The following is a 21,545-nucleotide window of genomic DNA, read 5'->3' on the forward strand; positions in this document are numbered from 1 at the left end:
AGGCCAACTCGTTCAAGGATCGCTTCCGCGCCATGCTTCCGCTCATTGCCCTGTTCATCGCCGCCTTCGCTTTCGGCACCACCGAATTCGTCATTGCTGGCGTGCTGCCGCAAGTGGCCGACGGCCTTGGCGTTTCGATCCCGACCTCCGGCTATCTCGTCTCAGGCTATGCCGGCGGCATCGCGGTTGGCGGGCCATTGCTGGCGCTCGCCACCAAGGGCATTCCCCGCAAGACGCTGCTGCTTTGCCTGACCGTCGCCTTCACCATCGGCCAGGCCGCTTGCGCGCTGGCGCCCGATTTTACCTCGATGCTGCTCTTGCGCATTGCGGTCGCCGTCGCACACGGCGCCTATTTCGGCGTCGCCATGGTGGTGGCTGTCGGCCTCGTGCCCGAGGACAAGCGCGGCATGGCCGTGGCTGTGATCCTCTCCGGCCTCACCGTATCCAATGTCATCGGCGTCCCGGCCGGCACCGCAATCGGCAATCTCTGGGGCTGGCGCGCCACCTTCTGGGTGATGTGCGCGCTTGGCGTCGTAGCCTTTGCCGCCATGGCTGCGCTTTTGCCGCGCACGACAGGCGCATCAAGGCCATCCGCCAGTCTTGGCAGCGAGGTTCGCGTGCTGGCGCGCCAGCAAGTCTGGACCTCGCTGATCCTGATGCTGATGTTGATGATCGGCCAGTTCGGCCTGTTCACCTACATCACCCCGACCCTGCTTGAGGTGACCCATCTCGACGAGGGCCTGATCCCCTGGGTGCTGCTGCTCAACGGCGTCGGCGCCACCGTCGGCGTCTTTCTCGGCGGCAAGCTTTCCGACTGGAAGCTGATGCCGTCGCTGATCACAATGCTTGCGCTGCAAGCGGTGATGTTGGGCGTGATCTATGCCGTCAGCCCCTACCCCGTGCCGATGGTCATCGCCATCGTTATCTGGGGTGGCCTCAACTTCGCCATAGGCACGCCGATCCAGACCCGCATCCTGGCCTGGACGGCGGACGCCTCCAACCTCGCCTCCTCGCTCATCCCCTCCGGCTTCAATGTCGGCATCGCGCTCGCCGCGTCGCTGGGCGCTGCCATGCTCAACGCCGGCTACGGCTATCGCAGCCTGCCGGTTGTGGGCGCTGCCGCCATGCTGGTGGCGGTGGTGGTGGCACTTGCCTCCTACATCTGGGAGGGGCGCAGCCGGGCAGCGCCGCCGCTGCCAGCAGCGGCCGAATAGCATCGGACTACAAATCGATCCGGAACAACAAACTCTCGGCGCCGCCATACGCGGCGTCCTTGATGAACGGACCGACCACACGGCCGCCATTGGCCAGCACCACCTTCTGCGAGGCCGGATTGTCGAGGTCGGTGGTGAGCTCGACATATGGCAAACCAACAGCCCTCGCCTCGTCCAGCATCAGCCGCAGCGCCTCGGTCGCATAGCCTCGTCCGCGCTTCCACGGCACCACGGCATAGCCGATATGGCCGAGCACATGCGACGGCAGTGCGGCCGTACCCGGCTGCCAGCGAAAGCCGATCGAGCCGGCGGCCTCGCCGTCCCAGATCCAGCGCCGGAAGCCCGGCAGCCGCGGCACGGTCGTGCCGTCCGGCAAGGTAATCGGGCCTCCTTTGGCCTCGGGATCGTCGAGGCTGGCAAGGAACGCCGCGGGATCCTCGTCGATCGCCGCAAGTTGCTCGCGCGTCGCTTCCATCAGCCGGACATTGTCCGGCGACCAGCCACGCTCGAGCGCCGCCTTGTAGGAGGGCAGATGTTCGAGCGTGGGTTTGACGATTTCGATCATGGTGGGTCTCTCCGGCAGGTCAACGCTTGCTCGCTTAAGCCGGTGCGGACCGTTTCTTGCCCAGAGGTAATGCCCCTGCTCTCCTTCGCCATTGAAGTGGTGTCGGCTCCTACTGCAGCAGGCCTTTGACGATGCCGCTGGCCTTGCCGAAATCCATCTGGCCGGCATATTTCTGCTTCAGCACAGCGATCACCTTGCCCATGTCCTTCTGGCTGGCGGCACCGGTAGCAGTGATCGCTTCGCGCGCCGCTGCAGTCACCGCCGCCTCGTCCAGCTGCGTCGGCAGGAAGCCGCGGATGATCTCCATCTCGCCACGCTCCTGCGCCGCCAGTTCCGGGCGCTTGCCGTCCTCGAACGCCATGGCCGATTCCTCGCGCTGCTTCACCATTTTGGCCAGGATCTGCAAGATCTCCTCGTCGCTGGCGGGGTCCTTGGCCGAGCCGCGATTGGCGATGTCGCGGTCGTGAATGGCGGCCTGGATGAGCCGCAGCGTCGGCAGCCGGTGCTTGTCCTGCGCCTTCATCGCGCTTTTCAGGGATTCGGCGATTTTTGCGCGCATGATGCTTTCTCCTTCGAACGGCGCGGACAATAACCGCGGCCCATCCGCAAAGCAAACGCGCCAAAGCCCTGATATCGTTCGACGAAACAAATGCTCGCCGTTTTTGGCACGGGCATCATTGACCGCTCTGGCGCCTTCCCCTATGTACTCGGCCTTGCACAAGACAAAGAATTGATGCGCGCAGGCTCGAGAGATCGGCCGCGCCGTTTGCTGCGCAGATGGCCCGCCATCGAAGCGCGCAGCGTGACAGGAGCGTCGCCATGGCCGAGATGACCCCCGAACTGACCCCGCCTTGGGCAACCGAAAAGCCGACCGCCGTCCTGGTGCTGGCCGACGGCACCGTCATCGAGGGTCGCGGCCTCGGCGCCACCGGTTCCGCCGTTGCCGAAGTCTGCTTCAACACCGCGCTCACCGGCTACCAGGAAATTCTCACCGACCCGTCCTATGCCGGCCAGATCGTCACCTTCACCTTCCCGCATATCGGCAACATCGGCACCAATGACGAGGACATCGAGGACTTGAACCCGGTCGCCCGTGCAGGCGCCGTTGGCGCGGTGTTCAAGGCCGATGTCACCAACCCGTCCAACTACCGCGCCGACACCGGGCTGGACCAGTGGCTGAAGAAGCGCGGCATCGTCGCGCTGTCGGGCATCGACACCCGGGCGCTGACCGCGCTGATCCGCGAAAAGGGCATGCCCAATGCCGTCATTGCGCACGCGCCCGACGGCATCTTCGACATCGACGATTTGAAGCGGCGCGCCGCCGCCTGGTCGGGCCTGATCGGGCTTGACCTCGCCAAGGAAGTCACCTCGGGCCAGTCCTCGGTCTGGCGTGAAACGCCCTGGGTGTGGAACGAAGGCTTTGGCGAACAGGCCGAGCCGTCGATGCACGTCGTCGCCATCGACTACGGCGTCAAGCGTAACATCCTTCGCCTGCTTTCCGGCCTCGGCGCCAAGGTCACCGTGGTTCCGGCCGGCACCGGCTCGGAAGAGATCCTGGCCATGCAGCCCGACGGCATCTTCCTCTCCAACGGCCCCGGCGACCCGGAAGCCACCGGCGACTACGCCGTGCCGGTCATCCAGGACCTGCTCAAGACCGACATCCCGGTATTCGGCATCTGCCTCGGCCACCAGATGCTGGCCCTGGCGCTCGGCGGCAAGACCGCCAAGATGCACCAGGGCCATCACGGCGCCAACCACCCGGTCAAGGATCATACCACCGGCAAGGTCGAGATCGTCTCGATGAACCACGGCTTTGCCGTCGATGCCGACTCGTTGCCCGAGGGCGTCGAGGAAACCCATGTCTCGCTGTTCGATGGCTCCAACTGCGGTATTGCGCTCACGGGCCGTCCGGTGTTCTCGGTCCAGCATCACCCCGAGGCCTCGCCCGGCCCGCAGGACTCGCACTATCTGTTCCGCCGTTTCGTCAATCTGATCCGCGAAAAGCGCGGCGAGCAACTGCTGGCCGAACGGGTTTGATTTTACAGGTCTTCGCCTAGCCGTTGCCCAGATCGTGATGCTCCGAATAGCCGGAGTTACAAACGCGGCGCGATTGCCCTTGTCTTGGGTCAATGGAATAAACCGGTCAACCGGTCTGTTTGTGACGGCGCGAAGCGACGAAGGCTTCGAGAGCGCCGACGGCATCCCCTGAGCCCAAGCCCCCCTCATCGCTTCGCTTGCGCGCCGCATTAACGGACGAAGCACACACCTATGGCGGGTTCGAAGTTCGCGCCTGGGTGACCTTATGCCACCGGCCGGCGTTCGCTGGCCTCCAGTATGGCGAACCATTGCTGGCGGTCGAGGTCGATCTCCAGCGCCTTGACCATGGCGGCCAGCCGCTCGGGCTTCATCGTGCCGAGCACCGGCGCCAGCCGCGCCGGATGACGCAGCAGCCAGGCGATGGCGACGGCGGCGAGATCGCCGGCGCCGATCTCGGCAGCCACCGCCGCGATTGCCGCCCTGACCCGCGCCTCGCGCCCTTCCTTGCCGGTGAACAGCAAGCCGCCGCCGAGCGGCGACCAGATCATCGGCGCATAGCCGAGGCGTTGCGCGTGATCGAGGCTGCCATCCATCAGCGCATTGGTCTTCAGCACCGACATCTCGATCTGGTTGGTGGCCAAGGCAAACGGCAGCCGCGAGGCCAGAAGGTCGAACTGCGACGGCGTGAAATTGGAGACCCCGACCGCTCTCACCTTGCCCGACTTGACCGGCCCGGCAAGGGCCGCCGCCGTCTCGTCGGCATCCATCAGCGGATCCGGCCGGTGCAGCAGCAACAGGTCGAGATAGTCGGTGCCGAGATTGGCGAGCGAACGGTCGACCGAGGCGGCAATGTGGGCCGCACTGGTGTCGTAATGCTTCAGCCGGTTCTGAGGCCGGTTGGCCGATGCCAGAATGATGTCGCATTTCGAGATCAGCTCGATGCTGTCGCGCTTGCCCTTCCAGCGCGACAAGCCGGCGCCAAAGGCAGCTTCCACCTGGTAATGCCCGTAAATATCGGCATGGTCGAAGCTGGTCAGGCCGAGATCGACCGCAGTGCCGATCAGCCGCGCGATCTGATCGGCGTCCGGGCGCGCGGCGTTGTCGAGCAGGCGCCAGGCGCCGAACACCAGCCGCGACAGCGACACTCCGTCCTTGGTCAGCTCTATGCGGCTGTCATGGCTCATATCTGGGCTCCATCTTCCGCAGCGCCGGTGGCAACGCTTTTCACCGCCGTCGGCCTCGCAACTTTCGTTACAAAGACAATGACGGCAAGCGTCAGGAAGCACGCGCCAACCAGATAGGGCGCGCCGCCAAACACCACGGGCGCATTAGGCCCGGTGAACCAGGAAAAGATCGCGGTGTACAGCAGCGGCGTGATGATCGAGGTGATCGAGAAGATCGACGTCATCGCGCCCTGCAATTCGCCTTGCGCCGATGGCGGCACCTTGGCGGCGGCGAGGCTTCTCAGCGGCGGATCGGCCAGTGCTTCCAGGCAGCCGACGACGATCACCGCATAGATCATCCAGCCTTGCGAGGCGAAGGCGTAGCCGAAGGCGCTGGCCGCCGTAAATGTCAGGCCGATCACCGCCGTCTTCCACTCGCCAAGTTTGGGGATCACGCGCGGCAGCACCGTCGCCATGACGATCGCCCCACACAGGCCGAAGGCGCCGAGCGAGAAGCCGATCTGCTGCTCGCTCCAGCCATAACGATAATTGGACACGAACGACCACACCGCCGGATACATCATGTGGCCGAGCGTCATCAGGAAGAAGGCGAGCCCGATCCAGCCGATGCCCTGATATTGGCGCATCTGCAGCAGCGTGCCGACCGGGTTGGCGCGTTTCCACTCGAAGCGGCGGCGGTGCTTTTCATCGAGCGTTTCAGGCAGGAAGAACATGGCGATGAGGAAGTTCACGAAGGCAAGCCCGGCGGCAAAGTAAAACGGCACTCGCGGCCCGAACGTGCCGAGCAGCCCGCCCAGCACCGGCCCAATGACGAAGCCGACGCCGAAGGCGATGCCGAGCAGACCGAAATTCTTCGCCCGGTTGTCGTCGTTCGAGATGTCCGCAATGAAGGCCGACGTCGTCGAGTAGCTGGCGCCCGAAATGCCGGCCAGCACGCGGCCGATGAACAGCATCGGATAGGACCAGGCGATGGCGCAGATCAGATTGTCGATCGAGAATGTAAGCACCGAGGCAAGCAGGATCGGCCGCCGCCCGAAGCGGTCGCTCAACCCGCCCATGATCGGCGCGAAGAAGAACTGCATCGCGGCATAGACGAAGAACAGCCAGCCGCCCTCGATTGCCGCTTCGCTGATGCCGACGCCGGAAAGCTCCCTGAGAAAGGCCGGCAACACCGGCATGATCATGCCGAAGCCGATAATGTCGAGCAGCAGCGTGGTGAAGACGAGCGCAAGGCCCCGCCTGGCGGTTTTGGGGTCGATCATGATGGCGTCTGCTCCCTCGGACCGCCCTTGGGCGGGCGCCCGTTATAGGCGAGGCGTCACTTTGGAACAATAGGAGAACGCCTCAGGCGTTCTCCTCCTGACATCTGTTGCCGGTGGTGAAACGGCCCGCCGACGGATGCGCTTTGAACCGCGGTCGGCTGGAACTTGCGAGCGCCTCAAACCGGACCGGTCAGCGTGTTGCAATCCGACAGCTTGCCGCTCTTGTAGCCGCGCGCCAGCCAGGTCTGCCGCTGCTGCGACGTCCCGTGGTTGAAGCTTTCCGGCACGACATAGCCCTGCATCTTCTTCTGCAGCGTATCGTCGCCGATCTGCTTGGCGGCGTTGAGCGCCTCTTCGATGTCGCCCTGTTCCAGAATGCCCTTCTGCGCGGTGAAATGCGCCCAAACGCCGGCGAAGCAGTCGGCCTGCAGCTCGATGCGCACCGACATCTGGTTGGCTTCCGCCTCACCCATCGACTGCCGCATCTGGTTGAACTTGGGCAGGATGCCGGTGAGGTTCTGCACATGGTGACCGACTTCATGAGCGATCACATAGGCTTGGGCGAAATCCCCCGAGGCGCCGAACTGCTGGTCGAGCTGCTGGAAGAAGGTGGTGTCGAGGTAGACCTTGTGGTCGCCGGGACAATAGAACGGTCCGGCTGCCGTCGAGGCGGAGCCGCAGGCCGAGCGGATCTGGCCGCTGAACAGCACAAGCTTCGGGTCCTCGTATTTCAGGCCCTGCGACTGGAAGATGCCGGTCCAGGTCTCTTCGGTCTCGGCCAGCACGGTCGCCACGAACTGCTTCATCTCGTCGGAAGCAGGCGTGCCGGCGCCGTCGTCCTGGCCGCCGCTGTTGTCGGTAATCTGGCCACCGCCACCCGGCAGCACGCCGCCGCCGTCGCCGCTGCCCAGGATCTGCGACGGGTCGAAGCCGAAATACCATCCGGCCAGCACCACGAGGACGACCAGCAATATGCTGCCGCCGCCGCCGGTGCGGCCGCCGATCGGGATGCGGAACTGGCCAGGGCTGCCGCCGCCCAAACCACCACCGCCGCCGCTGTCGCTGCGCTCGTCCTCGACATTGTCACTCTGACGGCGGCCCTTCCAGAGCATGGCAACTCCCCGTATGCAAATTTTCGGCTGGCCTGGCCGATGTCGTGGCCCAGTCCGACCCAACAGACAATTATCGCAATGGTTGCGCCAAGTCACAGTATTTTTCGTGGCAGCGGCATCGCGTTCGCACTCTGGTCGAGGCGGCATGCGCGCTGTAGCATCCGGTTCGAACGGGGGTGTCGGGACTTGCGGACGATCGGTCGATTTCTGCTGCTGGCGGTGGTGATATGCCTCGGCCCGTTGCCGGCGCGCGCCGTGACGCTCGATTCCAGCGTCGCCGTAACCGATCCCGAGACATTGCAGGCGCTTGAGCGTGGCGGCCTCTCGATCAGCCGCCTGCTCGGCCCGGCGCTGGGTCTCACGCGCGAGGTCGACAATCGCGGCCTGTTTTCGGTGCGCGCGCTGACCCCTGTCCGCAACGCCGTCAAGCAGCAGATCGCCGACGAGCCTGCCAATAGCCCCGATCCCTATGTCGCTGCGCTGGCGAAGTCGAAGGACCCCAGCCAGAAATTCAACCCGAAATACATCGACGATGACGGTTCGACGCTCGACCTGACCGGCGTCGTCAACCGCATGGACCGCGGCTATCTCGGCCACACCGAATGCGGCGAGATCAGGCTGATCTACCGCTTCCACTATTCGGTCGCGGAAAAGCCGGCGAAGGGAAAGACAGCGCAACGCATCTCGTCGCGGCTGCCGCTGACCATGAGTCTGGTCTTCAACGCCAGGCCCGGCGAGGCTCGCCCCCGCGCTTCGAGAGATCGCCCAAGCGCCACCGCCGTTTCCTGTGCCGAAATCGCCAAGCGCTGGCTCGCCGCCGGCCAGAAGGACCTTGCGCCCGAGCAACTGGCAGCCTGGCTGCGCTCCGACGAAGGGCCGCTCTCCAACGCCATGCTGAATTCGTCGCAGATCATGCGGCTTGAGCTGAACATGCAGGTTCTCCGGCTGTCGGCCTCGAGCCGCCGCGACTTCGGTGGCCACGCCGAATATCTCCTCAAGATTTTCAAATGGGACCCAACGACGTCCACCTTCCAGGAATCGAAGATGGAGAACCAGATCGACCGGAAAGTGGTTCTGGCCGACCGGCCGGCCTTCGCCAAATGGCTGCTCACCGACCGCAACATCTACGATCTCGACCGCGGCCGGCTGGTCATCGACGACAAATTCCTGGCGACCAGCGCCGTCTCGGTCGCACCCGGCGGCATGGCCAGATCGCAAAACAACATCGCCTATGGGCTGCTCGACGATGCTGACATCGACAAGGCGTTGCAGGATTATGTCGCCAGGGGCAACACGCTGCGCAGCGTGAAATCGGTGGCCGGCTTCAATCTGCGTCTCAACGAAATGACCTGCACCGGCTGCCACCAGACGCACGGCATTGCCGGCTTCCATTACACCGGCGCCGATCCGGCCAGCGAGCCGCGCCGCAACGCCGTCTTCGTCCCCGGCTCGGCGGTGTTCTTCGCCGACCTGCCGCGCCGCCGCGCCATCGTCGAGGACTTCGCCGCCGGCGGCCATCCGGATTTCTCACGCGGCTTCGCCGCCCGTCCGGACGCCAAACTCGCCGAAGCGCTGAAAGGCACCGATCTCTACAATGGCTGGGGCTCGATCTGCTACAGCGGCGATGACGCCAGCTTCAAGGACTGGAGCTGCGGCGAAAGCCTGCGCTGCGCCGGCGTCCATGAAAGCGACATCCATCCGGGCTTCGGCACCTGCGTCAGCGAGGCGGCCACCGCAGTCGGCGACCCCGTCGAGTTCGGCGAGATCAAGATGTCGAGCTGGGGCAGCGACAAATATTGCCGCCTGTCGCCGGCCACCGCAAAAGCCTGCGCCATCGATCCGGCGCGCGACAAGAAACCGGTAATCAAGCTCGCCGGCTATGGCGCGGCGCGCCAACGCTACGACAACCCCGAGCAGAAGACCGGTGGCTTTCCCGGGGGCATGCTGCGCAAGGCAAGCTGCGACAAGCTTCCCGACGAGGCGACTTGCGGCCGCCTCGCCAAGACCGGTTTCAACGACTGCATCGCGTCGGGCAAGGACCACAAATTCTGCACCAAGGAATTCACCAAGACCGCCGGCCTGCGCGCCTGCGACAAGGCGCATCCCTGCCGCGAGGACTATATCTGCACCGCCGGCTACGACGATCTGGCCGCAGCCAAGCCTGGCAAGGGCTCCTGCATTCCGCCCTATTTCATATTCCAGTTCCGCGTCGACGGCCATCCGCGCAGTTGGGTGCAGGACACCGAGGAATGAGCGGCAGGTTGCCGCTTGCGAACAGAACTCAGATCTTCTGCTTGGTGCCGGCGCTTTTGCCGTCCGAGCTTTTGGAGCGTTCCTCGAAACGCGCGGCGCCCTTTTTCAGCGCATGGCCGGTTTCGACCTCGGTCTTGCGTTCGTCCTTTGCCGCTGCCTGCCTCAAACCCTCGGCCGCCTGCTTGCCCTTCGCGGTCGGTGCCTGTTCGACGCCCATGTTTTCCTCCTTGGCGCGCGACAACCACGCGCAACGTCAGGAGCAACGAGCCTGACGTGCGGAGGTTCCAGTGGTGCGGCCCCGGCACCCCTCAGCGCGGCGCGATCATCGCCTTGCGAAAGGCTTCCAGCGTCTCGGCGCTGACATGATGCTCGATGCCCTCGGCATCGATGCGCGCCGTCTCGGCGCTGACACCGAGCGAACGCAAAAACGCTTCTACCGTCTGGTGGCGGATGCGGCTCTCTTCCGCCACCTTGCGCCCGGCGTCGGTCAGGAACACACCGCGATAGGGTTTTCTGGAAACGAGCCCGTCGGCGCACAGCCTGGTCAGCATCTTGGCCACCGTCGGCTGGGCGACACCCAGCCGCGCAGCAATATCGACCTGACGCGCCTCATTGCCGTCCTCGATCAGGTCGGCGATCAGCTCGACATAATCCTCGACCAGCGCGCCGCGGCGCGCTTCGCGCTGCTGCCGGAACCCTTTCGAATGAATCTCGGCGTCAGGCAGCGGCTCCTCGCGTCCAACCGGTCTGTGCTTCAGCGCCAACACGCGCTCCTTCCTATCTTTTGACAAGAATCGGCTTTGGGCAAAGCAATCGCCCTTTGCCATTCATAGCACGGGCTTAACTGTTCCAGCCGTTTATTTCCATTCCATGGTAGGCGCAACCGGCGTTTGCGATCCCCTGCCGGCCTGCCGGTCGGCGCAACAGGAAGCACATACAATGAAATATAGCCTATTGCATAATGTTGAGCCCTGGCATAGATAGGATGACGTCAACCGATCCACCCAGTGGAAAGCCCTCCATGTCCGAAGCTGACGCTACCTTGGGATCATCCTGGCGATTTGACAGGCCGGAGGACAATCCTCCCAGCCTGCGCGAGGTGAACTCCACGATCGCGGTGCCGCAGTCCGGCGTCTGGTTCCGTCGCCTGTTCGCCTTCATGGGACCGGGCTACATGGTCTCGGTCGGCTATATGGATCCGGGCAACTGGGCCACCGACCTCGCCGGCGGCGCCCAGTTCGGCTACACGCTATTGTTCATCATCATGCTGTCCAACCTGATGGCGATCCTGCTGCAGGCGCTTGCCGCCCGGCTTGGCATCGCCACCGGCCGCGACCTCGCCCAGGCCTGCCGCGCCTATTATCCGCGTCCCGTCAGTTTCGTGCTGTGGATCGCCTGCGAACTCGCCATCATCGCCTGCGACCTCGCCGAGGTGATCGGCACGGCGATCGCGCTGCAGCTTCTGTTCGGCATTCCGCTGATCGGCGGCGCGTTGCTGACGGCGCTCGACGCCTTCATCGTGCTGCTCTTGATGAACAAGGGTTTCCGCTATCTCGAAGCCTTCGTCATCGCGCTTTTGATCATCATCTTCGGCTGTTTCGCCATCCAGATCTTTGCCGCTGCCCCTCCGGTCGGCTCGATCCTGCATTCGATGTTCGTGCCGTCGACGGAGATCGTCACCAATCCGGCGATGCTCTACATCGCCATCGGCATCATCGGCGCCACGGTGATGCCGCACAATCTCTACCTGCACTCCTCGATCGTACAGACACGCGCCTATGAACGGACCGAAAAAGGCAAGCGCGACGCCATTAAATGGGCGACGACGGACTCGACCATCGCGCTCGTCCTGGCGCTGTTCGTCAACGCCTCGATCCTGATCGTCTCGGCGGTGGCCTTCCATGGCACCGGCCATCAGGATGTCGCCGAGATCGGCCAGGCCTTCGAGCTCTTGTCGCCACTGCTTGGCCTCGGCATCGCCTCCATCCTGTTTGCGGTGGCGCTGCTGGCCTCCGGCCTCAACTCGACGGTTACGGCTACGCTTGCCGGCCAGATCGTCATGGAAGGCTTTTTGCGCCTGCGCATTCCGCAATGGGCGCGCCGGCTGCTGACGCGCGGCATCGCCATCGTCCCGGTGGTGGTCGTCACCGCGCTCTATGGTGAAAAGGGCACCGGCCAGTTGCTGGTCTTCAGCCAGGTGGTGCTGTCGATGCAGCTGCCCTTCGCAGTCATCCCGCTGGTGCAGTTCGTCTCCGACAAGAAGAAGATGGGCAACCTTGCCATTCCCCGCGGCGTGGCGGCCCTCGCCTGGGTGGTCGCGGCGGTCATCCTGGTGCTCAACTTCAAGCTGCTCTACGACACCGTCTTCGGCGTCGGCTGAGTTTCATTCCCGACCGCGACAAACCGGCCGCTTGCGCTATCTTGATCGCCATCATGACAAGTGTCGAAGACGCCAGGAAATTTTACGCGCAACTGATGGCGGCCAATGCCGGCTCGGCCGATCCGCGCCTCGAAGAGGCGTTCGCCACCGTGCCGCGCGAGGCCTTTCTCGGTCCTGGACCCTGGGCGGTCGTCGCCGGCAGGGCGCTCACCACCGGCAACGGCAAGATCATGACGCCGAGCGCCGATCCTGTTCACATCTATCAGGACGTACTGGTGGCGCTCGATGCCGACAAGGGCATCAACAATGGCGAACCCTCCCTGCACGCCATGTGGATCGGCAGGATCGCCCCCAGACCGGACGAGGCCGTCACCCATGTCGGCGCCGGCACAGGCTACTACACCGCCTTGCTGGCGCGGCTGGTTGCGCCCGGCCCGGTGACCGCCTTCGAAATGGAGGGCGATCTTGCTGCCAGAGCGACAAAGAATCTCGAGACCTACGGCAATGTAAGCGTCGTCCACGGCGATGCCGTCACCGGCGATCTGCCGCCGTCCGACATCATCTATGTCAATGCCGGTGTCGTCGCACCGCCGGCTGCCTGGCTGCGGGCGCTGAAACCCGGTGGCCGCATGATCTTTCCCTGGCGCCCGTCCCAGAGCGTCGGCCTGGCCGTGATGGTGACCCGCACCAAACAAGGTTTTGCCTGCGACCCCTTCATGCGCTCGTGGTTCATCCCCTGCGTCGGCGCCTCGGTCGCCGGTTCGGCGGCCAAAATCCCCGACCTCCAGAAGGCCGCGCGCAGCCGTTCGATCTGGCTGACGTCAGACAGGGCGCCGGACCGAACCGCCACCGCCATCATCGGCGACGTCTGGTTTTCGTCGCAGGCGCTTGGCGGCGGGCGACGGCGGTAGGTACCCTTGTCGGCCGGCAGCGTTTTTCTGCCAACGCCTGTCGGGCGGCCGCCGGCCTGTCCGTCCTTAGATCGAAATCCGGCCCTGACGGCGCGGATCCTGGAAAAGGAAAATCCAATGCGAAAGATCATCGCTTCCACCTTCGTCAGCCTCGACGGCGTCATGCAGGCGCCAGGCGGCCCGGAAGAAGACCCGGTTGGCGGCTTCGAATTCGGCGGCTGGACGTTCCACTACTTCGACGAGGTGGCGGGGGTGGCCATGGAGGAAATGTTCTCCAAACCCTTCGCCCTGCTGCTCGGCCGCAGAACCTACGACATCTTCGCCGCGTACTGGCCTTACCAGAAAGATCCGATCGGAGACGTCTTCAACCCTGCGACCAAATATGTGGCCACGCATCGGCCGGACAGCCTGACCTGGGAGAACACGCAATGGCTTGGGGACGATATCGTCGCCACGTTGCGCAACCTCAAAAAGGAAGATGGAGCTGACCTGCTCATCCAGGGTTCGAGCGAGCTGATCCAGACTTTGCTCGCCAACGGTCTGATCGACGAGATCCGGTTGATGATCTTCCCGCTGCTGCTGGGCAAGGGCAAGCGGCTGTTCGATGGTGGTGCGATGCCCGCCGCTTTCAAGCTGGTCAAGTCGCAGGCCACTACCACAGGCGTCATCATGGCGACCTACGAACGCGGGGGTGAGGTCAAGGTCGGGTCGTTCGCTACGCAGAAGCCGTCAGAGGCCGAGCTCGAGCGGCGTAAGAACTCGAAGTGACAGGGACAGGCTTGGCACCTTTCCTCTCCCCCGATCGACGGGGGGAGAGGAAATCCAAGTTCTGTCAAGCCGCCACAGCCCGCCGTGCCAACCCACCCCGGATATACCGCGCGAACTCCTGCGCTGCCGGCGCCGTGCCGTACTTCGGCAAATGCAGATTGATGGAAAAATTCGGCAGCGGCGGCAGCCCGGCATCGAAAGGCAGGATGTCGAGGTCGGCGGGCACGGTGGAGGCCAGCCAGGCGGTGACGGCAAGGTCGGAGCGCACCGTCGCGGTCGTGGCGTCGATGTTGCCGTTCTCGAACACGGTGCGCCATTCCAGCCCGTGCTCGTTCAGCGCCGACAGCACCACCGGGCGGAAGGCGCAGGTGTCGGCGACGATCGACACCGGCAGCGGCCGCTTGGCGCGGGCGACGCCGCCCTTGGCCCCCACCCAGACCAGCCGGTCAATGGCCAGGCACTCACCGGCCGACGGGCCGACCCGTTCCTCGATGACGGCAAGGTCGATGGTGCCGGCCGCGAGGGCCGCGGCAAGGTCCGGCGAAGCCGCACAGAGCAGTGAAATCTCGACCTGCGGATAGGTCTCGGCATAGGCCTTCAGCACCGGCGCCAGCAAAGTGCCGACAAGGTCATAGGGAACACCGAGCCGCACCTGGCCGGCGACCTCGGTGCCCGCCATCTCGGCCCAGATCTCGTCATTGAGGCCAAGCAACCGTTTGCCCTTGCCGAACAGCCGCTCGCCGGGCCGCGTCAGCCGCAAGCCACGCCGGTCGCGCTCGAACAGGCTGCAGCCGAGCGCTTCTTCCAGCCGCTTGATCTGCTGGCTTACGGCGCCTTGCGTCAGATGCAGCGCGTTCGCCGCCGCCGTCATGCTGGCCTTGTCGGCTACAGTGACGAAGGTGCGGATCAGCGCTGTGTCGAGGTTGCGGATCATGGTTGGCATTATATCTGCTAATGCCAACCATCGCAAACATTGCATTTACTGAAGTATGCAGAAGTCTACCGTAGGGCCTTCGATGGAGGACGCCTCATGTTGCAGCCCATCTTTCCGCTCATCCTGTTTGCCTTCGTGGCCACCGTCACGCCCGGCATCGCCACCACCCTGTCGACTGCCTCAGGTGCACAGTTCGGTTTTCGCCGTTCCGTTCCCCTATTGGTCGGCAGCGCCGCCGGTCTCGCCACCGTGACCGCTGCTGCCGCCGCCGGGCTCGCCGGTCTGCTGCTGGCCATGCCTTCGCTGCAACTGGCGATGAAAATCATCGGCTCGCTCTATCTCATCTGGCTGGCAATCAAGATCGGCCGCGCCGGGCCGCCCAATCTCGATGTGGCGATGGCAAAACCCAACAGCTTCTTCGGCGGCGCCGGCATTCAATGGATGAACCCGAAGGGCTGGGCGATGGGACTGGGGGCGGCGGCCTCGTTCGCGGCCCTTGCCGACGGGCCGGGACAACTCGCGCTGCTGCTCGGCTCGACCTTCGGCCTCACTGCAGCCGTCTCGCTGTCGATCTGGTGCGTGGCGGGCATGGTGCTGGCACGGCTGCTCGAGACCGAATGGCAATGGCGCGCGCTCAACATCGTGCTGGCGCTGGTGCTGGCTGCATCGATCATACCGATGTGGCGGGGAGCGTAAACGCAGAGGTTGGCGCCAGTACCCCCACCCGGACCTGCGGTCCGACCTCCCCACAAAGGGGAGGTAGGGGAGCGCGCACTTTACCCTCCCCCTTGTGGGGAGGGCCGCGAACGAAGTGAGCGGGGTGGGGGTCCTGGTTCGCGAAGCGAACCAGCTCTCTCCTCAGGCCGCGTAGCGGGCAGCCGGCTTGTCGGCGTGCAGGTTGCCGTAGAAGACTTGCCTTGCCCCGAGGAACGTGTCCAGCTTGGCTGTGTCGGCAAGTGCCGGCACGGTGACGGCTTCGCCCCTGGATAGGCCCACAAGCGCGGCATCGACCATATCGTCGGCGGACATGATGATCTCCTTCGGCAGATTGTCGATGTCGCCGCCGGCAAGCTCCCAGAAATCGGTGCGGGTCGCGCCCGGCAGCACCGCCTGCACCTTCACATTGGTGCCGGCGACTTCGCGGTGCAGCGCCTCGGTGAAGTTGACGACGTAGGCCTTGGTGCCGCTGTAGATGCCGCCGAACGAGGTATCATAGGCGAGCACGGAGGCGATGTTGACGATGGCGCCGCGGTTGCGCGCAAGAAGCCCCGGCAGAACGGCGCGGGTCAGGCGGGTCAAGGCGATGACGTTGACCTTGATCATGCGCTCGGCCTCGTCGGCGTCGGCCGTTGCCACCACGGCCTGGCCACCAATGCCGGCATTGTTGACCAGCAGCGTGACGCTGTCGTCGGCTGCGATCGCCTGCTCGACGCGGCGCACATCATTGTCGTCGGCAAGATCGGCTGATATCACGCTGACCTTGCGCTTGTAGGCATAACGCAGCTTTTCAGCCAGTTCCTCCAGCCGGTCGGCGCGCCGCGCCACCAGCACCAGATCGTAGCCCTGCCCGGCCAGCCGGTCGGCATAGACAGCACCTATGCCGGCCGATGCACCAGTGACGACTGCGGTACCCTTGTTGTCCTGTCCACTCATTGTCCTGTTCCTTTTTCTGCCCGGCGAGACAGGTCGATGACCCTCGTCCCGCCCTGACTTCCAATTAGTGGTATATGCCACCATCTTGGAAGTAGGTATATGCCACTATCTTGTCAACGGAGGCGGCAGAAACTATTTCTGCGACAGGCCGGCAGCGGTTTTGCCGGCAAGGAGTCGTGATGAGCAAGACCGTGCTGCCGGGATTCAGCCTTTGCAACAACGCCACGCTGCGGCGCGCCGCGCGCAAGCTCGGCCGCTTCTATGACGATGTAATCTCGCCTTCGGGTCTGAAGGGCACGCAGTACGGCCTGCTCTACCAGATCCATGTCAGCAACGAGCCGGCGATGGGCACGATAGCCGAAGCGATGGTCATGGATCTCTCGGCGCTCGGCCACACGCTGAAGCCGCTGATCCGCGACGGCTATGTCGACACCTTCGCCGACAAGGACGATCGCCGCGTCAAGCGGGTGCGGCTGACGCCGCAAGGCCAGACCAAGCTCGAGGAGACGACGCAATTGTGGAGCACTGCTCAGCAGCGCTTCGAGGCGCTGTTCGGCCCGCAACGAGCGGCAGATCTGCGCGCTATGCTGGATGAAGTCGCGGCGCTGGACTACGACGTGCCGGCGGCCGCCCCTTCAAGCTGAAAGAACGGCCGCCGGTCCTTTGCAAAGATCTATTCCGCCGGCATGGCGACCGGCCGGGCCGCCCAGCGGCCGGCCAGCACCACGCCAAGCCCGATCAGCGGGAAGATGGCGGCGACCAGGCCGAGATCGGCCGGCACGCCGTAGCGCAGCACGGCGCCGCCGACCACAGCACCCAGCGCCACGCCGAGATAGAGGGCCGAAGCGTTGAGCGACAGCACGATCGGGGCGGCGTCGGGCGCCAGCTTGATGATGCGGCTGGCCTGCGCCGGCGGAAATGCCCAGCCGACCATGCCCCACGGCACCATCATGGCCATCAATGCCGGCCCGGCGAGATGCTGCGGCAGGAAGGTCGGGATGACCGAGAGCATCACCAGCATGACGGCGCTCAGCGCCAGAGACCAGCCGACGGTGCGCGTCGCACCAAAACGGTCGGCCGCCTGGCCGCCGGCTATGTTGCCGATGACGGCGCCGACACCGAAGGCGAGCAGCATGCCGGGCAGCGCAATCGGGCTGAGGCCGCCGCTCTGGATGGCCAGCGGCGCGATATAGGAAAACACCGAGAAGGCGCCGATCAGGGCAAGAGCGGTGGTCAGCAGGATCGGCATGACGCCGGGGCGCAGCGCCGCAGCCAGCCGCCGCCTGAGCGGCAGCTTGGTACCGACAATGCCGCGCGGCAGCCGGTACCACAGGATGGCGCCGACCAGCGCGCCGAGCCCGGCAATGGCAAAGAAGGTCCCGCGCCAGCCGGCTATCGTGGCAACCAGCGCGCCGAGCGGTGCACCCAGCGCAACCGCCACCGTGGTTCCGCCGACGACGACGGCAATGGCCCGCGCCCGGTGGTGGTCATCGACCAGCGCCACCGCCGTGCCTTGAGCGGTAGCGGCAAACAGGCCTGACGACAGCGCCATGATGATGCGGGCAATGAGCAGCAGCTCGAAGGACGAGCTCAGCGCCGCCACCACATTGCCGATGACGAAGAACGCCAGCGTCCACAAGATGACGCGGCGCCGGTCCCATTCGCCGGTCAGCGTTGCCAGGATCGGCGTGCCGATGGCGTAAGCCAGCGCGAAGGCGGTGATCAGCGTGCCGGCGAGCGGAATGGAAATGCGGGCGTCGGTGGCGATATCAGGCAGCAGGCTGGAGATGACGAAGCCTTCGGTCGAGATCGTGAACGATCCGAGCGCAAGCCAGAAGAGGCGCTTGTCCATAGGGCGTGTCCTTAGTTCAAAACTTATTGAACAATTGGACATAACAGGACATGATGTCAATGAAGCCAGGTGAAAATAGCTGAAGCCTGCTGACAGCCCTGTGTCAGGACAGCCATCGGGCCAATCGCGAAACGGACTGTGCATGCCCGCGAAAGATCGACGCGTTGAAATCGCCACCGACTGTGCTTAGTTTCGGGCCATGACTTTGCCGCACCCCAATACAGACCAGATCAGCCTGCCGGTTGTGCTCGGCGTGCTTGGCGACCCGACCCGGCTCGCCATCGTGCGCTATCTCGCCAGCAAGGAAGGCGTGCCGCTGAACTGCAGCCGGTTCCTCGACCTCGGCTCCAAGACCAATCTCAGCTATCACCTGGCCAAACTGCGCGAGGCCGGCGTCACCCGCGCCGAAGTGGCTGGCACCAACCGGATGATCACGCTGCGCCGCGCCGACCTCGACGCCCGCTTCCCCGGCCTGCTCGACAGCGTGATTGCGGCGGCCGGAGATGATCCGGCTCTGCCCATCGTCGGTGGCCACGACATCGAAATGCCGGCCTAACCGGTTTAGAAGTCAAGGTCCTAGCGCTGCCAAAAACCGATATGCGGGGCGAGGAGCTCTTCGTCCATCTCGGGGAAGGGTCCGTGGACCTCGACCGGCTTCTGCCCGGAGCCGAGGACTGTGCGCGACGAGAGGTTCATCGTCGGATTCTCGGCGTGGTTGCCAGTCAGCGCGAGAAGCTTGGTCTCCTCGAAGCCGTAGACCAGCCGGCCGATATTGGCCCAGTACAGCGTTCCCGTGCACATCGCACAGGGCTCGCCGGTTGTGACCAGCGTGCAGGACCAGAGGAATTCCGGCGGATAGGCGTCCGCGGCACGCCGGGAGAGCTCGGTTTCGGCGTGGCGCACGGTGTTGATGTTGCCTTGCCGCATCAGGATGCGATCGTCGGGGCCGACGAGCACGCAGCCGAAAGGATGGTGCCCGTGCGCGGCAGTCTCGCGCGCGACATCATTGGCGGCGCGGAGGTGGGCAACCATCTGGTCGCGAGTCATCGCCTGTCTTCCCCCGGATGAACTTCGGAACGGCGTGGACGCTAGCAGATGGAGTGCTTCCGCGATAGCCAGCTCCCGGCTGTCTCGAACGATCTCAAAGGCTTGATAATGAAGGCAGCGGCTTGATAGGAAGACGGCCGCAAGCCTCCAACGGGGCTGCACCAAGGGAGCCCTCGCATGCGCATTGCCGTTCTCGCCGACATCCATGGCAATGTGCTGGCGCTGGATGCCGTGCTCGCCGATCTAGCGCGGCGCGGCGGCGCCGATCTCACCGTCAACCTTGGCGACTGTGTCTCCGGCCCGCTCTGGCCGCGCGAGACGTTCGAGCGGCTCGAAGCGCTCGACCTGCCGACGGTGCGCGGCAACCATGACCGCCGGGTCGCGGTCGATCCGGCCGACGATACGATGTGGGCTTCAGACCGCTATGCGCAGGAACGGCTGACATCAGCGCAGCGCGAAGCCCTGCTCGCCCTGCCCTTCACGCTGGAGATTGTTCCCGGCGTGGTCGCTTTCCATGCGCGGCCCGACCATGACGAGAAATACCTGCTCGACGCGATCGTCGATGGCCAACTGGTGCGCGCGCCGCTTGCCGCTATTCAGCGGCGGTTGCAGGCGCTGGACCCGGCCTGCCGCATCGTGCTGTGCGGCCACAGCCACCGCGCGGAACTGGTCCGTATCCCCGGCGGCCCCTTGCTCTTCAATCCCGGCAGCGTCGGCGCCCCCGCCTATGAAGATGACACGCCCCCGGCGCATGTTTCGGAGCAAGGCAGCCCGCATGCGCGCTACGGCATCCTCACCTTGGATGGCGATGGTCCAGACCGTTTTGAGACCATCGCCGTCGACTACGACCACGAAGCGGCGGCGAGACAGGCCGCACAGGCGGGCCGACCGGAATGGGCGCATGCGCTGAGGACCGGCTTCATGCCCAAACCCTCTTGGCAAGGCTCCGCTTGACCGCATGGCTGCGCCCTGCTTCCGCCTCGCGGCACCAAACATCGGACGCATTTTCAGACTTACATGGCCGCGTATCGTCCCTTATAAAACCGCCTTGGCATACGGCAGGACTGCTGCCGCAAGGGTAATCGGCGCACGGCCAAATGATGAGGCGCACAATCCGAACCATTTTGCATCGACTGACTGGCGCTCCGCTCCTGCGGGCAGCCCGGTTGTTGGCGGGTCCGTTGGTGGTGGGCCCGTTGTTGGTGAGCTTGCCGGCCAATGCCGAGGACGCGCCTGCCGACATCGTTTCCATAGTGACCGAGCTCGGCCCAGGCGATCTCCTCAACATCCGCGCCACGCCGTCGCCTGTGGGCAGAACCCAGGCGCGTCTGCCGATCGGCTCGAGCGTCAGGAATTTCGGCTGCAACGAAGTGGACGGCCACCGCTGGTGCAAGGTCGAGGAGATTGACAATCCACTGGTCAAAGGCTGGGCGCCCGCGCGCTATCTTATCCCCGACAATCCGACCGTGGTCGAAGTTGACGCCGTGCCGCCCCAGGTGACCGCCAGCGCTGAAGCCGGCGGCCCGGCGCTCGCGCCCGACATGCCGACGCAGCCGGCCGATGTGGCCGCAGCGCCCCGGACGACTGCACCCGCCGCCTCTGCCGCTCCGGCTGCACCCACTCAGGCTCCACCCACCCCGGCTGCACCCGCGCCGGCTCCACTCGACCTGACGGAGCGCCTTGGCGGTACGGATCCAGGCGCGCCGAAGTCCGCCGCCGAGATCGGCAGGACCGCCATGCAGGATGCTTACGGCCTTGCCTTCGCAGCGAATGAAAGTCCGCCGACGGACGAAATCCCTGCCACAGAGGCTCCGGCAACGGAGGCCACAGGGACGCCGGAACTCGCCGCCGCCGCGTCTGCGGGAGCAGCGCCGGATACAGCGTCCGCGCCGGGGGTACTATCCCCGACGCCACGGCCAGACCAGGCCAAAGCTGCGACCGCTACGCAAACCGTTGCACGGCTGGAACCCCCGCCCGCCCTCGGCGCCACCGCCGAGATCCCCTGTGCCCGCTATGTCGGACAACCGATGACCCGCTGCGCCGTCAACATCGTCCACAATGGCGCCGACAAGGCCGATATCACCGTGACCTGGCCCGACGGCGGCACCCGCGTCATCTCCTTCTCTGCCGGGATGCCGGCCAACTCGGATTCGCCCAGCGAGTTCCGCTTCACAAGGGAAGGCGCCCTCAACATGATCCGCGTCGGGGTATCAGAGCGGTTTGAGATTACGGATCAGCTCGCGCTGGGGGATTAGGTGTCAGGCAGTAGGGAATGGGCAATAGGCGCCTTAACCTCGCTCCTGCCTAATCCCCACTGCCTGATCCCTACTGCCTGATCCCTACTGCCTAGCCTCATTTTCGGGGTTACATCTC

Annotated in this window: 22 protein-coding genes; 11 read left to right on the forward strand and 11 right to left on the reverse strand. The window is 64.8% G+C overall.

Going from position 1 to position 21,545, the window contains the following annotated elements; genetic code table 11:
- Positions 1-32 precede the first annotated feature (32 nt).
- Positions 33-1,214 carry an MFS transporter gene (locus ACYG9Z_RS06445; RefSeq protein ID WP_023751200.1) on the forward strand — a complete coding sequence of 394 codons (1,182 nt, stop codon included), beginning with the start codon at positions 33-35 and terminating at the stop codon, positions 1,212-1,214.
- 7 nt (positions 1,215-1,221) lie between these two features.
- Here ACYG9Z_RS06445 and ACYG9Z_RS06450 read toward each other — a convergent pair whose 3' ends face one another.
- Both ACYG9Z_RS06450 and ACYG9Z_RS06455 read right to left on the reverse strand, forming a co-directional pair.
- Positions 1,222-1,779 carry a GNAT family N-acetyltransferase gene (locus ACYG9Z_RS06450; protein WP_023672441.1) on the reverse strand — a complete coding sequence of 186 codons (558 nt, stop codon included), beginning with the start codon at positions 1,777-1,779 and terminating at the stop codon, positions 1,222-1,224.
- 109 nt (positions 1,780-1,888) lie between these two features.
- Complete coding sequence (locus tag ACYG9Z_RS06455; protein WP_031243959.1) at positions 1,889-2,338, reverse strand: GatB/YqeY domain-containing protein; 450 nt, start codon at positions 2,336-2,338, stop codon at positions 1,889-1,891.
- A gap of 260 nt (positions 2,339-2,598) precedes the next feature.
- Here ACYG9Z_RS06455 and carA point away from each other — a divergent pair, with 260 nt between their 5' ends.
- Positions 2,599-3,816: a glutamine-hydrolyzing carbamoyl-phosphate synthase small subunit gene (gene carA / locus ACYG9Z_RS06460; RefSeq protein WP_084566248.1), complete on the forward strand. Its 1,218-nt coding sequence runs from the start codon at positions 2,599-2,601 to the stop codon at positions 3,814-3,816.
- 263 nt (positions 3,817-4,079) lie between these two features.
- On the opposite strand, the gene ACYG9Z_RS06465 is transcribed toward carA, so the two are convergent.
- The 3 genes from ACYG9Z_RS06465 to ypfJ all read right to left on the reverse strand — a co-directional run bounded on the left by ACYG9Z_RS06465 (position 4,080) and on the right by ypfJ (position 7,374).
- A complete protein-coding gene (locus tag ACYG9Z_RS06465; protein ID WP_460222885.1) occupies positions 4,080-5,000 on the reverse strand; it encodes an aldo/keto reductase in 921 nt (306 codons plus the stop codon).
- Complete coding sequence (locus ACYG9Z_RS06470; RefSeq protein ID WP_023751204.1) at positions 4,997-6,262, reverse strand: TCR/Tet family MFS transporter; 1,266 nt, start codon at positions 6,260-6,262, stop codon at positions 4,997-4,999. The genes ACYG9Z_RS06465 and ACYG9Z_RS06470 overlap by 4 nt, the downstream gene beginning before the upstream one ends.
- Positions 6,263-6,438: 176 nt before the next feature.
- Positions 6,439-7,374 (reverse strand): KPN_02809 family neutral zinc metallopeptidase, encoded by a 936-nt coding sequence (gene ypfJ, locus ACYG9Z_RS06475; protein WP_023744344.1) that lies wholly within the window; start codon positions 7,372-7,374, stop codon positions 6,439-6,441.
- Positions 7,375-7,560: 186 nt separating this feature from the next.
- Between ypfJ and ACYG9Z_RS06480 the strand changes: the two genes are divergently transcribed.
- Positions 7,561-9,627, forward strand: coding sequence for a hypothetical protein (locus tag ACYG9Z_RS06480; protein WP_031243960.1), 2,067 nt, complete (start codon positions 7,561-7,563; stop codon positions 9,625-9,627).
- 28 nt (positions 9,628-9,655) lie between these two features.
- Here the strand turns inward: ACYG9Z_RS06480 and ACYG9Z_RS06485 are convergent, their stop codons facing one another.
- Together ACYG9Z_RS06485 and mntR are read right to left on the reverse strand one after the other, a co-directional pair.
- Positions 9,656-9,844 (reverse strand): hypothetical protein, encoded by a 189-nt coding sequence (locus ACYG9Z_RS06485; protein ID WP_023672434.1) that lies wholly within the window; start codon positions 9,842-9,844, stop codon positions 9,656-9,658.
- A gap of 91 nt (positions 9,845-9,935) precedes the next feature.
- Positions 9,936-10,391: a manganese-binding transcriptional regulator MntR gene (gene mntR, locus ACYG9Z_RS06490; protein ID WP_023672433.1), complete on the reverse strand. Its 456-nt coding sequence runs from the start codon at positions 10,389-10,391 to the stop codon at positions 9,936-9,938.
- A 257-nt stretch (positions 10,392-10,648) separates the two neighbouring features.
- Between mntR and ACYG9Z_RS06495 the strand changes: the two genes are divergently transcribed.
- From ACYG9Z_RS06495 to ACYG9Z_RS06505, 3 genes are all read left to right on the forward strand, one after another.
- Positions 10,649-12,007 (forward strand): Nramp family divalent metal transporter, encoded by a 1,359-nt coding sequence (locus ACYG9Z_RS06495; protein WP_023697071.1) that lies wholly within the window; start codon positions 10,649-10,651, stop codon positions 12,005-12,007.
- Positions 12,008-12,060: 53 nt separating this feature from the next.
- A complete protein-coding gene (locus ACYG9Z_RS06500) occupies positions 12,061-12,918 on the forward strand; it encodes a protein-L-isoaspartate O-methyltransferase family protein (protein ID WP_023697070.1) in 858 nt (285 codons plus the stop codon).
- Between the two features lie 117 nt (positions 12,919-13,035).
- Positions 13,036-13,686: a dihydrofolate reductase family protein gene (locus ACYG9Z_RS06505; protein ID WP_023751206.1), complete on the forward strand. Its 651-nt coding sequence runs from the start codon at positions 13,036-13,038 to the stop codon at positions 13,684-13,686.
- A 64-nt stretch (positions 13,687-13,750) separates the two neighbouring features.
- Here the strand turns inward: ACYG9Z_RS06505 and ACYG9Z_RS06510 are convergent, their stop codons facing one another.
- Positions 13,751-14,629 (reverse strand): LysR family transcriptional regulator, encoded by an 879-nt coding sequence (locus tag ACYG9Z_RS06510; protein WP_460222886.1) that lies wholly within the window; start codon positions 14,627-14,629, stop codon positions 13,751-13,753.
- 87 nt (positions 14,630-14,716) lie between these two features.
- Between ACYG9Z_RS06510 and ACYG9Z_RS06515 the strand changes: the two genes are divergently transcribed.
- Positions 14,717-15,316: a LysE family translocator gene (locus tag ACYG9Z_RS06515; RefSeq protein ID WP_023689744.1), complete on the forward strand. Its 600-nt coding sequence runs from the start codon at positions 14,717-14,719 to the stop codon at positions 15,314-15,316.
- Between the two features lie 162 nt (positions 15,317-15,478).
- Here the strand turns inward: ACYG9Z_RS06515 and ACYG9Z_RS06520 are convergent, their stop codons facing one another.
- Complete coding sequence (locus ACYG9Z_RS06520) at positions 15,479-16,273, reverse strand: SDR family NAD(P)-dependent oxidoreductase (RefSeq protein WP_023751208.1); 795 nt, start codon at positions 16,271-16,273, stop codon at positions 15,479-15,481.
- 179 nt (positions 16,274-16,452) lie between these two features.
- Here ACYG9Z_RS06520 and ACYG9Z_RS06525 point away from each other — a divergent pair, with 179 nt between their 5' ends.
- The gene (locus ACYG9Z_RS06525; RefSeq protein ID WP_023683783.1) at positions 16,453-16,917 is read left to right on the forward strand and encodes a MarR family winged helix-turn-helix transcriptional regulator; all 465 of its coding nucleotides are present in this window, start codon (positions 16,453-16,455) and stop codon (positions 16,915-16,917) included.
- A 29-nt stretch (positions 16,918-16,946) separates the two neighbouring features.
- On the opposite strand, the gene ACYG9Z_RS06530 is transcribed toward ACYG9Z_RS06525, so the two are convergent.
- The gene (locus ACYG9Z_RS06530) at positions 16,947-18,125 is read right to left on the reverse strand and encodes an MFS transporter (RefSeq protein WP_023683782.1); all 1,179 of its coding nucleotides are present in this window, start codon (positions 18,123-18,125) and stop codon (positions 16,947-16,949) included.
- 199 nt (positions 18,126-18,324) lie between these two features.
- Here ACYG9Z_RS06530 and ACYG9Z_RS06535 point away from each other — a divergent pair, with 199 nt between their 5' ends.
- Positions 18,325-18,681, forward strand: coding sequence for an ArsR/SmtB family transcription factor (locus ACYG9Z_RS06535; protein ID WP_023683780.1), 357 nt, complete (start codon positions 18,325-18,327; stop codon positions 18,679-18,681).
- 20 nt (positions 18,682-18,701) lie between these two features.
- Here ACYG9Z_RS06535 and ACYG9Z_RS06540 read toward each other — a convergent pair whose 3' ends face one another.
- Entirely contained in the window at positions 18,702-19,172 is a 471-nt protein-coding gene (locus ACYG9Z_RS06540; RefSeq protein WP_023691527.1) for a nucleoside deaminase, read from the reverse strand.
- A 177-nt stretch (positions 19,173-19,349) separates the two neighbouring features.
- On the opposite strand from ACYG9Z_RS06540, the gene ACYG9Z_RS06545 reads away from it, so the two are divergent.
- Positions 19,350-20,126, forward strand: a complete 777-nt coding sequence (locus ACYG9Z_RS06545; RefSeq protein WP_023689739.1) for a metallophosphoesterase family protein — start codon at positions 19,350-19,352, stop codon at positions 20,124-20,126.
- Between the two features lie 242 nt (positions 20,127-20,368).
- Positions 20,369-21,427, forward strand: coding sequence for an SH3 domain-containing protein (locus ACYG9Z_RS06550; protein WP_460222887.1), 1,059 nt, complete (start codon positions 20,369-20,371; stop codon positions 21,425-21,427).
- Positions 21,428-21,545 lie beyond the last annotated feature (118 nt).

The organism is Mesorhizobium sp. RSR380A, assembly GCF_054719385.1.